The following is a 14648-nucleotide window of genomic DNA, read 5'->3' as shown; positions in this document are numbered from 1 at the left end:
GACGGTCCGAGAGGAGTTCCTGCATGACCACCGGTGTCCAGACCGACGAACCGATCCGGTCGCGTCGAAACCACTGGAACAACCAGCTCGCCACGCATGCGCTGATGCGCCCGGACGCGGTGGCGATCCGGTTCCGCGGGCAGGACACCACCTGGAAACAGCTGCACGAGCGGTCACTGAAATTCGCCGATGCTCTGGCTCGGCGCGGTGTCGGCTTCGGCGACCGGGTGCTGATTCTGGCGCTCAACTACACCGAGTACCTGGAGGCCGTGTTCGGCATCAACGCGCTGGGCGCGATCGCGGTACCGGTGAACTTCCGGCTCACCCCGCCCGAGGTCGCCTACATCGTGGCCGATTCGGGGGCCGCGGCGATCGTCACCGACTCGCTGCTGCAGCCGCTGGCCACCGGTGTGATGGCGCAGAGCGAGGCGCTGCATACCTGCGTCGTCATCGGTGGCACCACGGGCGAGGGCGTCATCGGCTACGACGACTTCCTCGCCGAGACCGGCGAACCCCATGTGCCGCAGGACATTCCGGAGGACACTCCGGCGTTGATCATGTACACCTCGGGCACCACCGGCAGCCCCAAGGGCGCGATCCTGTCCTACGAGAATCTGAATGCCCAGGCGCTGACCTGCATTCGGGCGATGAACGCCACCCCCGACAGCATCGGCTTCTGCACCTCGCCGCTGTTCCACATCGCCGGACTGGGCTCCCTCGCCCCGGCGTTCATGCTCGGCTCCAAGACCGTGTTGCATCCGCTCGGCGCGTTCAACGCGACCGAATTCCTCGACGCCATCGAGGCAGAACAGGCCACCACCGCCTTCTGTGTCCCCGCGCAGTGGCAGCTGATCTGCGAGGATCCGACGGTCAAGGAGCGCAAGCTGGCGTTGGAGACGTTGAGCTGGGGAGCGGCGCCCGCCTCGGAGACCGTGCTGCGGGCGATGGCCGAATGCTTCCCGAACGCGCAGAACGTCGCGGTCTTCGGCCAGACCGAGATGTCGCCGATCACCTGCGTACTCGAGGGCAAGGACGCGCTGCGCAAACTGGGCTCGGTCGGTAAGCCCATCCCGACCATCCAGAGCCGCGTCGTCGACGACGAGATGAACGATGTCGCGCCGGGCGAGATCGGCGAGATCGTCTACCGCGGGCCGACCATGATGCAGGGCTACTGGAACAAGCCCGAGGCGACCGCGGAAGCCTTCGCCGGCGGCTGGTTCCACTCCGGTGACCTGGTTCGCCAGGACGAGGAGGGCTTCGTCTGGGTGGTCGACCGCAAGAAGGACATGATCATCTCCGGCGGCGAGAACATCTACTGTGCCGAAGTGGAGAATGTGCTGTTCGCGCATCCGAAGATCCACGAGGCCGCGGTGGTCGGCCGGGCCCACGAGAAGTGGGGCGAGGTGCCGGTGGCCGTGGTCGCGCTGCTCGACGGCGAAACGCTGACCCTCGAGGAGCTGACCCCGTTCCTCAACGAGAACCTGGCCCGGTACAAGCATCCGAAGGATCTGGTGATCGTGCCGGAGCTGCCGCGCAATGCCAGCGGCAAGGTGGTGAAGGTGCAGCTGCGCAAGGAATACGCGGGCTGATCGTAGGGCAGGAGATATGCCCGGCACGGTCGAGGCAGGACCTGCGCCGCATACCCGGTCGTGAACGAGCCGCCGAGTCGACACTCGGCGGCTCGTCGCCTTATCGGCTGCGGCCGGTTGTTACGCTCCGCGACCGGTGCGAATCGGTGTGCGGCTCAGATCATGTCGTGCTTGGTGAGCCAGTTCATCAGCGGCCAGCCGCAGAAGACCGGCAGCCAGCAGGTCAGTACCCGGTACAGCAGAACGGCCGGCACGCCGATCGCCGCGGGCACGCCGAAGGCGGCCAGACCACCGATCAGCGCCGCCTCCACCGCGCCCACACCACCGGGCGTGGGTGCGGCCGAGGCCAGCGTCCCGCCGATCATCGTCACGACCGTCACGGTCACGAATGTCGTTGCGCCGCCGAATGCTTCGATGGCCGCCCACAGCGCGCCCGCCGCGCCGAGCGTGGTGGTCGCGCAGCCGCCGACGATCATCAGCAGCCGTTTCGGTTCACGCGAGAGCGTGCGCAGTTCCGCGACCACCTCCGCCAGCTGCGGTCGCACCTCGTTGCGCAGCCAGCGTCGCACCGTCGGCACGAACATGGCCGCACCGACCGCGCCCAGCAGACCACCGGCCAGCAGATACAGCACGGTCGCACTCGGCACGAAATGTTCCAGGTTCGCCGAGACACCGGCGGCCACGCTGAAGACGATCAGCAGCACCACGTGCGTGATCACCTGCACCGCCTGGTTCAGTGCCACCGCCGCGGTCGCCTTCACGGTGCCCAGGCCGCTCTTCTGCAGGAATCGCACACTCAGCGCCAGCCCGCCGACCCCGGCGGGCGTGGTGGTCGCGGCGAAGGTGTTGGCGACCTGCATGCCCAGCAGCTTGCGGAAATTCACCGAGGTCCCGGCACATCCCCACAGCGCCATCGCCGCGCCGACATAGGTGGCGGCCGAGATCGTCAACCCCAGCAGCGCCCACCACCAGTTCGCGGTCCGCAGTTCGGTGAAGAAGGTCGGCACCTGGCTGATGAACGGGTAGGCCACGTACACCAGCGCGATCAGCAGCACCAGCTGCACGATCTGGTTGCGCGAGTAGCGGGTGATCCGCGCGGCCTCGATCCGATCCTTACCGGTCTGCTGGAGTACTTGGGCGCGGACCGTTTTCATCAGTTCACCGCTGTCGGGCACCGATTTGCGGACCTGGGTGCCGATTCCGTTCTTGGTGAGCCGGCGCGAGGCGTCGAGCACCGCCTGTTCCCCCAGCACGTGAATGGCGGTGGCCACCACCGTTTCCGCCCCGAACAGGGAACTCGTGGTGAGCAACAGCTGCGCGATATCGGCGGAGAAGCGGGAGTCGAAGGCGCCGAATTCCGCCGCCATGAAGCCGCCGAACAGCACCCGCCCCTCGGCGATGCGGATTTCCTCGACTCGCAGATCGCCGTGGGTGATCTGGGCGCGATGCATGTTCTGCAGTGACCGCCAGACGTTGGTCAGCACCACCTCACTGTCGCCGGGGGCCAGCTGCCGGCCCCGGGGCGCGGTGTGCGCGTACAGGGTCCAGCCGCGGCTCAGCGCGGCCACCGTCAGCGGTTTGTTGCTGGCCAGTCCCAGATCGCCGAGCGCGATACCCATCAGTGCGCGATGCTCGACGGCGCGGCGCATCGAGGCGAAGGCGGGGGTGCGTTCGCTGCTGCGGAAGGTCAGCCAGCGCCGGACCTGCCGCAACATTCCCCAGCTGCGCTGATTCTGTCCGTACATCTCCACGATCAGCTGGCGATGCGGCCCGGTGTCGGCGCTCAGCAGCAGCGGTCCGGGACCGGCCGGGCGCAGCACGGTGAATCCGGTGACGGTGTATCCGCGGCCGGCCAGCACCCGGACGGCGGCCTCCAGCGGCACCTCCAAGGCCGGAGTGCCGACCAGCAGGACGATCACCGCACCGACGAACCAGCCCACCGCGAGCCCGAACATCGCCCGCGAGGGCACCACCAGACTCACGAACAGGTGCAGCGGCACGAACGCGATCAACAGCGCCCACCACAACCGTCGCCAGGATGCCGGCAGCCAGGGACTGGCCACGGTCAATCCGGCGGCCAGCATCGCGATCCAGCGCGGATCGTCGAGAAATTGCGACAGGAACGTGTCGAGCTGGCGTGGCACCGCCAGATGCCACTGCGGCGCCGAGATTCCGGATTCGGTGATGGACAGCGCCAGGACCGCGATCAGGCCCGCGGTGACGTAGCCGCTGAGCAGTTTCCATTGCATCCGGAAGATCAGGCGAACGAGAATCGCGAAGGGCAATGCCAGAATCGCGATGCCGTAGAGCAGATAGACCAGGTTGGACTGTTCGGGCGTGAGGAAGCCGACGATGTCGGAGACCGATCGCTCCAGGGCTTCCCAGCGCGGCCGGGTGATGAGCGATCCGGCGACCACCACCGCCACCAGCAGGGCGGACAACACCACGCGAATGATGTCGCTGGTCCGCCTGATCCGCGGCTGCAGCAGACTGCCGGAGACGGGGATCTCCCGCCCGTCTACTCGCATGTCGTATCGAAACTTTCGGATCGAGGGAGCTGCGTCGGTCCCTGGGTCGGCTCGGGTGTGAGTATGCAGGAGGCCGTCCGAGCGCCCGTCGGCAACACGCCGTTCCCCGGGTTCGCGCAGGTGGGCGTGCGCGTACTCCACACGAGCCGACCGAACTCGGGTGGCTGCTCCGCGTCCGGATCTCCGCTCGCTCGGGCCGAGGCCGCCGCGCGAGCGCCCGGGTCTTCGCGGACCGGCAGGGCGCAGCGTCACCCGGGCGGTCCCGAGCCGGCCGTGACGGGTTCGAGTGCGTCGGTGTCGCCGACGCTGAAGATACCGCCGGTCATGGTGCCGGTGTCGAGTTCGGCGATCGCGGCCGCGACCAGCTCCGTCGGCACCAGCGCGGGAAAGGAATTGGGGGCGACGGCATTCGCGCGGACCCCGAATTCGGCGAATTCCGCGGCGATATGCCTGGTCAGGTGGTCGAGTGCGGCCTTGGTCGCGGAATAGACGGCCTGCCCGCCGGAGTAGACCCGGGATCCGGACAAACTCGAGACGTTGACGATATTGCGATTGCGCGCCCGATTCTCGTCGCCGCGATGCAGCCAGCAACGCTGTGCGAGCCGCGTCGCCAGTCGCAGCGGCACCTCGACGTTCATCGCGAACTGCGGGGCGAGCGCGTCGAGGGCGGTGTCGCCGTCGACCAGGCCGTTCGGCTGCAGATCCAGCTGCGCCGCATTGTTGACCAGCAGATCGACCCCGCCGAATTTCGCCAGTGCCAGATCCACCACTCGCTCGGCCTCGCCCTCGCGGCGCAGATCGGCGCGCACGACGAAGATGCGGGAGTCGTTCTCCGGAACCGGCTGCCAGGGTTCCAGCGGATCGATGAACCATTCCTCCTGGGAGGGCGCGGCCGGAACCCGATTGCGGCAGACGGCCACGATGTCGTAGTCCCGGTAGTACGCGCGGCAGAACGCATCGCCCAATCGCCCACCCGCCCCGGTGAGCAGGCACACTCGACGGCTGTCACCACTGGACAATGCGGTCCCCTCCCCAGCGGCTCGCCGCCTGCTCCTTGGGCCGGTGCAACCACATCACCACACTGTTGCGGGCCGCGGTGTTGGCGCCGAGGAAGGTGTGCCAGGACCGCGGCGTGCATTCGAAGACGACCATCGAATTGTCCAGTGGCGGAACGACCACCGTGGGTGTCGGCTCCGCGGCGCCGATATCGGCGAACAGTCCCGTCTCGCCGCCGTCGCCCGGTTGCCATTCGCCGTTGCCCAGATAGAACAGCACCGCGACGGCGCGCACCATTTCACGCGCCGGCACCCCCGCGGGCCGGGCGCCGGACTTCAGATCGATATCGTCGCCCGGCAGGCCGACCGTGTCCGGCCCGGGCGCCGCCCCCGGGAACCAGGCCGGGGTGAGGTCGTGGTGCGGCCAGCCGCGCGGACTCCCCGGCGGGTGATGATGAAGTGAGCCCTCCACGTCGCCGCTGGCCGGGACGCCGGCGACCCGTTCGATCAGGTCGTGCCAGGCGCGCGACAGGAAGACCTCGAGCGGTCCGTTGCGCATCCGGGTCAGGCTCGCGCCGGAGGCGCCGTAGCCCGCGGCAACCGGACCGAACAGGTCCCGGCGATCGGTGCGCACTCGTTCGAATTCGATCGCGAGCCGCTGGTAGAACTCGGCGACGAAGACGTCGCGGACGTAGACGTGGGGGAAGGGGCGGGTGCGGCGAATCCATCGCCGATGTGCCAGCAGATCGATGAACCAGCGCGGCAACGGCGCGTCGGACAACATACAAGCTCCCTCCCGGACTACCCCGCCGATCTTATTGCCTTCCCGGTACCGCGCCGAGTTCGTCCCGGTTTGTGCAACCATCACCCGGTGGTGCGCGACGTTCGGGTCTGTTTCGTGGGAGATTCTCTGGTTGCGGGACTGGGAGATCCGCAGTGTCTCGGGTGGGCGGGCCGGCTCGCCGGGCGTGCGACAGCGGCAGGAATACCGCTGACCTATTACAACCTCGGGGTGCGACGCCAGACCTCCTCCGATATCGCCGCCCGCTGGGAGGCCGAATGCGGACAGCGATTATCCGGCGAGGTCGACGCGCGGATCGTCTTCTCCTTCGGCGTCAACGACACGCTGTGGGAAAACGGGGCGATCCGGGTGCCGGCCGACGAGTCCGCGGCCAATCTCCGCCGCATGCTGCGCCGCTGCGCCGAACTCGACTGGACCGTCCTGGTGGTCGCGCCCCCGCCCTGTATCGACGACGAACAGAACACGCGCACAGTCGAATTGGACGATCGGTTCACCGAAATGTGTTCCGGCGAACAGGTTCAGTATCTTCGCGTTCACCAACCGCTGCGCCACAACGACATCTGGATGCGCGAACTGCGCGTGGGCGACGGCTACCACCCCGGCGCGCCGGGCTACGAGCAACTGGCGGCCATGATCGGCCCGCACTGGCTGCAATGGCTGACCGAACCTCGCACCCGTCTCCCCACGGTGAGCTGATCCGCCGTATTTCTCCGCACCGCGTTTTTCTCCGCACCGATTAGTTAGCGTTGTTCGTCCCGTCTTCATGGTTCGAACGCATCGGCCGACCGGGCCGGTGACAGGTTGCAGAGGAGCAGGTCAATCATGGGGAAGATCGTTGTCGCCGAGTTCGTTTCGCTGGACGGATTCATCCAGGATCCGCTGTGGACCGCACCCTTCTGGTGCGACGGCATGGCGAAGTACAAATCCGGTGAGCTGGAGGCGGTCGACGCCTTGCTGCTGGGCCGCACCACGTATCAGATGTTCGCCGCGTCCTGGCCGGACCACCCGGAAGAGGGTGCGTACAAGGACAAGATGAACAGCATGCCCAAGTATGTGGCGACCGATTCGCTGCGTGAGCTGGAGTGGAACGCTCAGCGCATCGAGGGCGATCTCGCCGCCGGCATCGCGAAACTGCGGACCGAGCAGAACCTGCTGGTCTTCGGCAGCGCCTCGCTGGTGAAATACCTGCGCGAACACGAACTGGTCGACGAGTACCGCTTGGTCGTCTACCCCGTCCTGCTGGGCAGCGGCCTGCGGCTGTTCGAGTCCGTCGAGCCGGAAGCCACCCTCGCCCTCGCCGAATCCGAGGTGCTCGACAACGGCGTCCTCCTCACCACCTATCGGGTCACCGGCAATTCGGTGGTGCGACCCAGCTTCGGCTGACCGGCCCGGTACTCATTCGCGGTGGCGGACGATATTGAGCACGTTGCCGTCCGGGGCGCGGACCAGGAACCGGCGAACTCCCCAGGGCTCGGTGGTGAGGGGATGGACGATCTCGTAGCCGAGGCGTTGCGCCTGCGCATAGGCGGCGTCGACGTCGTCCACCAGCACCGACGCGACGGAGTCCGCAGGCGCGGCCGCGTCCTGCGTGACGAGCTGGATGGCGGCGCCCGTATCCGGGGACGTGTAGCGGGCAACCCAGCCCATATCGAATTCCTCGGTGCTCAGGCCGAGGAATTCGGTGTAGAAATCGCGGGCGGCCTCGATATCGGCCACTCGAAGGTTGGGCAAGATGCGATGGGTGCGCATGCGGTTCTCCTGTCCGCCGGGCATCGGTCGGTAATGCTAGTCCGCCGCGGGGGCGGTGCGGCCCATAATCTCCAGTACCGCCATGGCCGCGTTGTGACCGCCGATTCCGCTCACGCCACCGCCGCGGACCGCGCCGGCACCGCACCGGAAGATGTTGCGATGGCCCGTGCCGACTCCCCACCGAGCGGCGGGCGCGGAATCGTCGTCGGTGCGAAACGGAAAATCCAAGTCGCCGTGGAAGATATGGCCGCGTGGCAGGCCGAGTTCGGCCTCCAATTCCAACGGCGTTCTGGCCTCGATACACGGATCGCCGTTCGCATCCGTGGCGAGACAGCCGGAAAGCGGCTCGGCCAGAACGGCATCCAGTTGTCGCAGCGTCGAAGCCAGCAGTTCGTCGCGTGAGTTGTGCTCGAAAAGAATTGCCGGAGTGTGCAAACCGAACAGCGTCAGTGTATGCATGCCCTGTTCGGCGGCCTCGGAACCGAGAATCGACGGATCCGTCAGCGTATGGCAGTAGATCTCCGATGGCGGGGCGCTCGGGAATCGCCCGCCGGCCGCCTCGCGATAGGCCCGTTCGAGCTGGTCGTATCCCTCCGCGATGTGGAACGTGCCCGAGAACGCCGCGCGCGGATCGATCTCGGTGCGCAGCCGGGGGAGCCGGCGCAGCAGCATGTTCACCTTGAACTGACTGCCCTCGGGCAGCGCGTCGACCGGCTCGCCCAACAGCCGGGCAAGGGTCGCGGGCGCCGCGTTGACCAGGACGTGGCGGGCATCGGCCAGGCCGGATTCGTCCGGCGTGTCGAACCGGACCTGCGCTGTGTCGCCGTCGGTGTCGATCCCGGTCACCGTGCACGACGTGCGCACCCGCGCACCCGCCCGCAGCGCCGCATCGGCGAGGGCATCGGTCAGCGCGCCCATCCCGCCGACCGGCACGTTCCACTCGCCGGTCCCGTTGCCGATCACGTGGTAGAGGAAGCAGCGATTCTGCCGCAACTCCGGATCGTGCGCGTGCGTGAACGTGCCGATCAGCGCATCGGTGAAGACCACGCCGCGCACGGTGTCGTCCCGGAATCGCGCCTCGACGGTTTCGCCGAGCGGCCGCTCGAACAGCATCTCCCAGGCGTCCGGATCGTCGAGCACCCGCTGTAGTCCGGTACGGGTGGGCAGCGGCCGCAGCATGGTCGGAAAGATCCGCTGCGCGGCCCGCGCGGTCGTCGCGTAGAACCGTTGCCACGCCTCGAAATCCGCATCGGATCCGGTGACCCGGCGAAAGCTCTCGCGGGTTCGTCCGGCATCGGCCGTGTCGACGAGCAAACCGGTGTCGCCGACCGGCGTGTACGACGAGATCCGCCGCTCGCGGGTCCGGAACCGCAGATCCAGATCCCGGACGATCCGATCCGGAAGCAGACTCACCAGATACGAATACCGCGACAGTCGCGCATCGATCCCGGCGAACACCTGCTCCGACACCGCCGCTCCACCGGTATGGTCCTGCCGTTCGAGGACCAGTACCGACAGTCCGGCGCGCGCCAGGTACGCCGCGGCCACCAGCCCGTTGTGCCCGCCGCCGACGATGACGACGTCATAGGAGTCGCGCATCAGCCCTGGATATCACGAATCCGCGCGACCCGCGTCCGATCCGCCGGGTGTCGCGGACTTGCGTACCAGCAGATATCCGTGCGGGCACCGCTCGTCGGGTTCCGGGGGTCGCACCATCCGGGCCACCGGGACGAACCCGTGCGGCCGCAGCATCTGCGTGAGGCGTTCAGGAGACCACCGCACCACCGGCGCCACCTTGTGGTCGTACGGTTGCCGGTCGGCGCCGTCGTCGGCCGCCTGGAACGCCAGCATGAGATAACCGTCGGCGGCCAGTGCGCGAGCGAATTCCGCGAACAGATCCGGCAATTGCTCCGGCTGCATATGAATGATGCTGTACCAGGCCACAATTGCGCCGAACCCGCCGTCGGCGACGTCCAGCTTCTCCATCGAGCCCTGTTCGAATCGCAGATGCGGATGGACCTCGCGGGCCATCCGGATCATTTCCGCCGAGGCGTCGAGCCCGAAGGTGTTCAGCCCCAACCCATCCAGATATCCGGTGATCCGGCCCGGACCACATCCCAGGTCTGCCACCGGCCCGCGGTCCTCGGCCTGTACCAGCTCCGCGAACAGCCCCAGCATCGCCCGATCGACCGGCGCGTTCACCATCGCATCCCGGAAGAGGTTGGTATAGAGCTCCGCCACCCCGTCGTATGCGGCCGCGACCGTATCGGAATTCGCACTCACTCCGGCAGCCTACCCACGCCGAGCCCGGACCCTTCCGGGTTTCGGCGCGTAGGGTCGCGGCATGGCCACCTCGACGCAGCAACGGGAGGCGGACGGATGAGAACGCTCACCTCCCGCATCGTGTATCGAAATCCCTGGATCGAGGTCCGCGAGGACAGTATTCGCCGCGCCGACGGCTCCACCGGCATCTACGGCGTGGTCCACCGGGCGGAATTCGCGGTGGTGGTGCCGCTGGAGGGCGACCGTCTGCATCTGGTCGAGCAGTTCAGATACCCACTGGGACAACGGTGCTGGGAGTTCCCGGCGGGCGCGCTGCCGGGTGGCGAGTCCGACGACCCGGTCGAAATCGCCCGCCGCGAACTGCGCGAGGAGACCGGTCTGCGCGCCGCCGACCTCACCCACCTCGGCATCCTCGACGCCGCACCGGCCACGCTGGCCCAACGCGGCCACGCCTACCTGGCCACCGGTCTCACCGCGGGCGAACCCGAACGCGAACCCGAAGAACAGGACATGCGGTCCCAGTGGTTCGAGCGCGGCGTCGTGGAACGGATGATCCGCACCGGCGAGATCACCGACTCGCAGACCATCGCCGCCTACGGTCTGCTCCTGCTCCACGAGCGCCGCTGATCCGGCGGTGGTCAACGCCTCCGGGCTCGGAAAACGCTGTCCCGCAGTGTGATCGACTCTCCGTTCGAACGGACGACCGATCGCGTCCGGCTCTCGACCAGCTGAACATCCCAGCGATCCGGCGCCAATCCGGCGGCAATCTGCTCGGCGGTGACGTGCACGTGGGAAGCGGAGGTGTGGGCGGCCGACTCGTGATCCCCGGGGGCGTGGCCGACGATGAACAGCGTTCCGCTCGGCGCCACGGCGGCGGCCAGGCGCTCGAACAGGGCGTCGTTCGAATCGACCGGGTGTACGTAGCATGCGCAGACCAGGTCGAAGCGGTTCTCGCCCGCGTCCCACTGCGTCATATCCGCTGCGTGCCAATCGATTCGGCCGGCGATGTCGCGGCCGGCCCGATCGGCGCGCTCCCTGCCGCGCGCGACGGCCGCCGCCGCGATATCGACGGCGGTGACCCGCCAGCCCTGCCGGGCCAGCCAGATCGCCTCCGCGCCCTCACCGCAGCCGGCGTCCAGGGCCGTGCCGGGCGGCAGGCCGGCGAGTTCGCCGATGAGGTGGGGATTGGGTTCGCTCTCCGACGCCGAACCGGCGCCGTGATAACGCTGTTCCCAATAGTGCCGGTCGAATTCACGCCCGGCGGAGCCGTGCCGATGCTCGTGGTGTGCGTGGTCACCGGTCGTGTCGCCGCCGGTCGGATGGCTGCCGCTCATGTCGGCTCCTTCGGTGGGGTGCGAGTTCACAGGCCGTGGCGCCGATCGCCGAGCACGCGGTCGGCGAGCTCCCTCTCATCGTCGGCGGAGAATCCGCGTCGATGCCGTTCCACCGCCCGGCGCGTCTCCTCCTCCACCAGATCGGCATTGATCTGCGCGGCCGCGAACGCGCCCGCGGCGGCCGCCGCACCCACCTGTGCGCTCAGGTCGGTGACATTGCCCGCCGCCCACACGCCCGGAACGTCGGTGCGGCCCATCGCATCGGTGGCAATGTATTCGCCTGCGCCCGAAGGATGGTCGACAGGCTCGAGACCGAGTTTGCGAAGGATCTCGGACCGCGCGACCATGCGTGGGCCGACGGTGATCACCTCGCGTGCCACCACCGTTCCGTCGGCGAGCCGCACACCGGTGATGTGGTCCCCGGCGACCTCCAGCGCCGCCACTTCCCCCGTGATCACCGGAATGCCCCGCGCGGCAAGCTTTTCCGCCTCCTCGCCGCCGGGTGCGTCCATGGTGTGGGTGAACAGGACGACATCGTCGGTCCACTGCCGGAACAGCAGCGCGCCGTGGACGGACATCGGGCCGTTGGCGATCACCCCGATCCCGCGGTCCCGGACCTCCCATCCGTGGCAGTACGGGCAGTGCACGACATCGCGGCCCCAGCGTTCCCGCAGGCCCGCGATATCCGGAATCTCGTCGACCAAGCCGGTGGTCACCAGCAGGCGGCGCGCTCGCACGGTCCGCCCGTCCGCGAGTTCGAGGAGAAATTCGCCGTCCTCGCGGACAGCGCCGGTGATCTCACCGGACACGATGTGCCCGCCGTAGCCGCGCACCTCGGTGCGGCCGCGGGCGAGCAGTTCCGCCGGCGGCATCCCTTCCCGGCCGAGCAGTCCGTGCACCCCGTCGGCCGGGGCGTTGCGGGGTGCGCCGGCGTCGACCACCGCCACCGATCGGCGGGCCCGCGCCAGCATCAACGCGCCGTTCAACCCCGCTGCCCCACCGCCGACGATCACCACGTCGTAGTTGCTGTTCAGCTCATCGGTCACCATGACCACCTCCTGGCGTCCACCGTGCCGGATACGTGGCGAACATGGCAAACATCTTTGCTGAAATGGCAAACTGGGGTCATGGACGAGAACCTGGACCGAGCGCTCGACGCCGTGGGCCCGCGGCTGCGCGCACTGCGGCAACAACGCCAGACCACGCTCGCCGATCTGTCCACGACGACCGGCATCTCGGTGAGCACCCTGTCCCGCCTGGAATCGGGCGACCGCAAGCCGACCCTCGAACTGCTGCTGCCGCTGGCCCGGGCCCACGGCGTCACGCTCGACGAACTCGTCGACGCCCCGCCCACCGGCGACCCGCGCATCCATCTGCGACCGATCACCCGGCACGGGATGACCATGCTGCCGCTGACCCGGCGCGCGGGCGGCATTCAGGCCTACAAGATGGTGATCCACCCCGAGAACCGCCGCGGCGAACCGGATCCGCAGACCCACGAGGGGTACGAGTGGCTCTACGTCCTCAATGGACGTCTCCGCCTGATCCTCGGCGAACACGACCTCGTGCTGGCCCCGGGCGAGGCCGCCGAATTCGATACTCGCGTCCCGCACTGGTTCGGCCCGGCCGACGAACAGTCCGTCGAATTCCTGAGCCTGTTCGGCAAACAGGGCGAGCGCGCCCACGTGCGCGCCCGCCCCAGAGCCGGCGGGGACTAGCGTCCGGCCATATCCAGCGCGGCCAGATGGCTGAACAGCACCGATGCCCCGATCGGATTACCGCCGCCGGGATAGACGGTTCCGCTCACCGCGGCCATGGTGTTACCCGCGGCGTACAGCCCGGGAATCGGGGTGCCGGATTCGTTCAGCACCCGAGCGGTCGTATCGGTGCGCAACCCGCCCTTGGTGCCCAGGTCGGAGATGCCGAAGGCGGCGGCGTGGAAAGGTCCCTTCCGAATCGGCACCAGCGGTGACTTTCCTTCCGAGAAGGCGCGATCGTAGGCCTCGTCACCGCGCCCGAAATCCTCGTCGACGCCGCGGTCGGCGAAGTCGTTGAATCGGTTCACGGTGTCGGCCAGCGCCTGCGCCGGAACGCCGATCTTCTCGGCGAGTTCGTCCAGGGTCGCCGCACTGTGCCGCAGCCCCGCCCGCACATACTCCTCGTGATCGACCATCGGCACGTTGCTGGCCTGCACCGGTGGTACCGGGCCGGCGCTGTCGTCGTAGATCATCCAGAACGGCAGTGTCATGGAACCCTCGTCCAGGCGGGCGATGATGTCGCGGCCCAGCCGGTCGTAGGGTGCGGATTCGTTGACGAAACGCTGTCCGGCCCCGTCGACGAATATGCCCCCGGTGAACCACAGTGCGAACGCCGCACGGCCGTCGGGATGAATCATTCCCGGCGACCACCACGCCTGATCCATCAGATCGGTATCGGCGCCGACCGCCATTCCGGCCTCGTGCGCCCTGCCCTGATTTCCCCAGGGCCCCATGGTGTCCCGCGCTCGTCCGGGGACGCCGAAGCGCCGGCGCAGGTCGTCGTTGCCTTCGAAACCGCCCGCCGCCAGCAGAACTCCCTTGCGGGCCCGGATGGCGACTCGCGTGCCCTCGCGTTCCACGATCGCGCCGACCACCGCGCCGTTCTCGGTGACCAGCTCGACGAGCGGGGTGTTCAGCTGCAGCGAGACGTGGGGGTACTTCGACAGCGCCAGCAGGAACCGCCCGACCAGGGCGCGGCCGCCGATCAGATATTTCGGCTGCGGCTCGCCCAGCCGATCGGTCCCCAGCGGGCCGCGCACGGCTGCGGCGAGTTCCCCCAGCGTCGCGGCGGGCAGCGGCGCCGGAACGATATGACGCTTACCGTCGGTACGAGCCTTCGGCGCCGCCCCGAAATAGTCCGGCCACGGGAACATCTGGAATTCGAAACTGTCGTCGCTCTCCAGGTACTCGATCACCCGGGCGCCGTTGCGGATATAGGTCTCCTGCAGGTCGGCGGGTGTGCGATCACCGACGACCGCGCGGAAATAGGTGAGCGCGTCCTCGAAGGTGTCGTCCACACCGGCCCGCCGCAGCACCGGGTTGCACGGAAACCACACTCCGCCGCCGCCCGAATACGAGGTGGTGCCGCCGAATTTCTCGGTCGCCTCCACCACGGCCACCGAAAGTCCCTCCCGCGCAGCGGTATAGGCGCCGGCCAAACCGCCGCCCGAACCCGCGACCAGTACATCGACTTCTTCGTTCCAGTCCGTCACCGCACACTCCCAGCACTCGTCTGTGCTCACGGTAAGCGCTCGGCGCCCACGCGTCACCGATGATCCCGATGGGCAGGAACGGGATGGTCGCCGCGGCCGATCCGTGTCACCGCGATAC

General features: G+C 68.2%; 14 protein-coding genes. 5 read left to right on the top strand and 9 right to left on the bottom strand.

Translation table 11 applies throughout. The features are described from left to right. Nucleotides 1-23: 23 nt before the first annotated feature. The gene (gene fadD5, locus NN2_RS15650; RefSeq protein ID WP_063014344.1) at nt 24-1589 is read left to right on the top strand and encodes a fatty-acid--CoA ligase FadD5; all 1566 of its coding nucleotides are present in this window, start codon (nt 24-26) and stop codon (nt 1587-1589) included. Between the two features lie 155 nt (nt 1590-1744). Here the strand turns inward: fadD5 and NN2_RS15645 are convergent, their stop codons facing one another. The 3 genes from NN2_RS15645 to NN2_RS15635 form a co-directional block, all read right to left on the bottom strand. Continuing rightward, on the bottom strand, nt 1745-4117 hold the full coding sequence (locus NN2_RS15645) for a lysylphosphatidylglycerol synthase transmembrane domain-containing protein (RefSeq protein WP_063014342.1): 2373 nt from the start codon (nt 4115-4117) through the stop codon (nt 1745-1747). A 248-nt stretch (nt 4118-4365) separates the two neighbouring features. Continuing rightward, the gene (locus NN2_RS15640) at nt 4366-5136 is read right to left on the bottom strand and encodes an SDR family NAD(P)-dependent oxidoreductase (protein ID WP_227463097.1); all 771 of its coding nucleotides are present in this window, start codon (nt 5134-5136) and stop codon (nt 4366-4368) included. Further along, nucleotides 5123-5896 carry a 2OG-Fe(II) oxygenase family protein gene (locus NN2_RS15635; protein ID WP_063014332.1) on the bottom strand — a complete coding sequence of 258 codons (774 nt, stop codon included), beginning with the start codon at nt 5894-5896 and terminating at the stop codon, nt 5123-5125. The genes NN2_RS15640 and NN2_RS15635 overlap by 14 nt, the downstream gene beginning before the upstream one ends. 114 nt (nt 5897-6010) lie before the next feature. Here NN2_RS15635 and NN2_RS15630 point away from each other — a divergent pair, with 114 nt between their 5' ends. Both NN2_RS15630 and NN2_RS15625 read left to right on the top strand, forming a co-directional pair. After that, on the top strand, nt 6011-6610 hold the full coding sequence (locus NN2_RS15630; RefSeq protein ID WP_245658714.1) for a GDSL-type esterase/lipase family protein: 600 nt from the start codon (nt 6011-6013) through the stop codon (nt 6608-6610). 126 nt (nt 6611-6736) lie between these two features. Then, nucleotides 6737-7297, top strand: coding sequence for a dihydrofolate reductase family protein (locus tag NN2_RS15625; protein WP_063014328.1), 561 nt, complete (start codon nt 6737-6739; stop codon nt 7295-7297). Between the two features lie 12 nt (nt 7298-7309). Here the strand turns inward: NN2_RS15625 and NN2_RS15620 are convergent, their stop codons facing one another. From NN2_RS15620 to NN2_RS15610, 3 genes are read right to left on the bottom strand one after another with little or no spacing between them, the layout of a single operon-like run. Then, nucleotides 7310-7663, bottom strand: a complete 354-nt coding sequence (locus NN2_RS15620) for a glyoxalase superfamily protein (protein ID WP_063014409.1) — start codon at nt 7661-7663, stop codon at nt 7310-7312. A 36-nt stretch (nt 7664-7699) separates the two neighbouring features. After that, entirely contained in the window at nt 7700-9262 is a 1563-nt protein-coding gene (locus NN2_RS15615) for a phytoene desaturase family protein (protein ID WP_063014326.1), read from the bottom strand. A gap of 12 nt (nt 9263-9274) precedes the next feature. Then, nucleotides 9275-9946: a class I SAM-dependent DNA methyltransferase gene (locus NN2_RS15610; RefSeq protein WP_063014324.1), complete on the bottom strand. Its 672-nt coding sequence runs from the start codon at nt 9944-9946 to the stop codon at nt 9275-9277. 96 nt (nt 9947-10042) lie between these two features. Between NN2_RS15610 and NN2_RS15605 the strand changes: the two genes are divergently transcribed. Continuing rightward, nucleotides 10043-10573 (top strand): NUDIX domain-containing protein, encoded by a 531-nt coding sequence (locus NN2_RS15605; protein WP_063014322.1) that lies wholly within the window; start codon nt 10043-10045, stop codon nt 10571-10573. 11 nt (nt 10574-10584) lie between these two features. Here the strand turns inward: NN2_RS15605 and NN2_RS15600 are convergent, their stop codons facing one another. Both NN2_RS15600 and NN2_RS15595 read right to left on the bottom strand, forming a co-directional pair. After that, complete coding sequence (locus NN2_RS15600) at nt 10585-11280, bottom strand: class I SAM-dependent methyltransferase (RefSeq protein ID WP_082857015.1); 696 nt, start codon at nt 11278-11280, stop codon at nt 10585-10587. Nucleotides 11281-11306: 26 nt separating this feature from the next. After that, nucleotides 11307-12329 carry an NAD(P)/FAD-dependent oxidoreductase gene (locus NN2_RS15595; protein WP_063014407.1) on the bottom strand — a complete coding sequence of 341 codons (1023 nt, stop codon included), beginning with the start codon at nt 12327-12329 and terminating at the stop codon, nt 11307-11309. Between the two features lie 78 nt (nt 12330-12407). Here NN2_RS15595 and NN2_RS15590 point away from each other — a divergent pair, with 78 nt between their 5' ends. Next, nucleotides 12408-12998, top strand: coding sequence for a helix-turn-helix domain-containing protein (locus tag NN2_RS15590; RefSeq protein ID WP_063014320.1), 591 nt, complete (start codon nt 12408-12410; stop codon nt 12996-12998). Here NN2_RS15590 and NN2_RS15585 read toward each other — a convergent pair. Continuing rightward, complete coding sequence (locus tag NN2_RS15585) at nt 12995-14530, bottom strand: FAD-binding protein (protein ID WP_063014405.1); 1536 nt, start codon at nt 14528-14530, stop codon at nt 12995-12997. The genes NN2_RS15590 and NN2_RS15585 overlap by 4 nt on opposite strands. Between the last annotated feature and the right edge of the window lie 118 nt (nt 14531-14648).

This window comes from Nocardia nova NBRC 15556, from assembly GCF_001613005.1.
In the GTDB taxonomy this organism is placed as follows: Bacteria; Actinomycetota; Actinomycetes; order Mycobacteriales; family Mycobacteriaceae; genus Nocardia; species Nocardia nova.
The sequence above is the reverse complement of the archived record's forward strand: the minus strand, read 5'-3'. Positions and strand labels throughout refer to the sequence as shown.

Excerpts from the sequence above, each read along its gene's own strand:
- NN2_RS15620 (WP_063014409.1), bottom strand. The coding sequence starts at position 7,663 with ATGCGCACCCATCGCATCTTGCCCAACCTTCGAGTGGCCGATATCGAG.
- NN2_RS15615 (WP_063014326.1), bottom strand. The coding sequence starts at position 9,262 with ATGCGCGACTCCTATGACGTCGTCATCGTCGGCGGCGGGCACAACGGG.
- NN2_RS15600 (WP_082857015.1), bottom strand. The coding sequence starts at position 11,280 with ATGAGCGGCAGCCATCCGACCGGCGGCGACACGACCGGTGACCACGCA.
- NN2_RS15595 (WP_063014407.1), bottom strand. The coding sequence starts at position 12,329 with ATGGTGACCGATGAGCTGAACAGCAACTACGACGTGGTGATCGTCGGC.
- NN2_RS15645 (WP_063014342.1), bottom strand. The coding sequence starts at position 4,117 with ATGCGAGTAGACGGGCGGGAGATCCCCGTCTCCGGCAGTCTGCTGCAG.
- fadD5 (WP_063014344.1), top strand. The coding sequence starts at position 24 with ATGACCACCGGTGTCCAGACCGACGAACCGATCCGGTCGCGTCGAAAC.
- NN2_RS15635 (WP_063014332.1), bottom strand. The coding sequence starts at position 5,896 with ATGTTGTCCGACGCGCCGTTGCCGCGCTGGTTCATCGATCTGCTGGCA.
- NN2_RS15590 (WP_063014320.1), top strand. The coding sequence starts at position 12,408 with ATGGACGAGAACCTGGACCGAGCGCTCGACGCCGTGGGCCCGCGGCTG.
- NN2_RS15605 (WP_063014322.1), top strand. The coding sequence starts at position 10,043 with ATGAGAACGCTCACCTCCCGCATCGTGTATCGAAATCCCTGGATCGAG.
- NN2_RS15625 (WP_063014328.1), top strand. The coding sequence starts at position 6,737 with ATGGGGAAGATCGTTGTCGCCGAGTTCGTTTCGCTGGACGGATTCATC.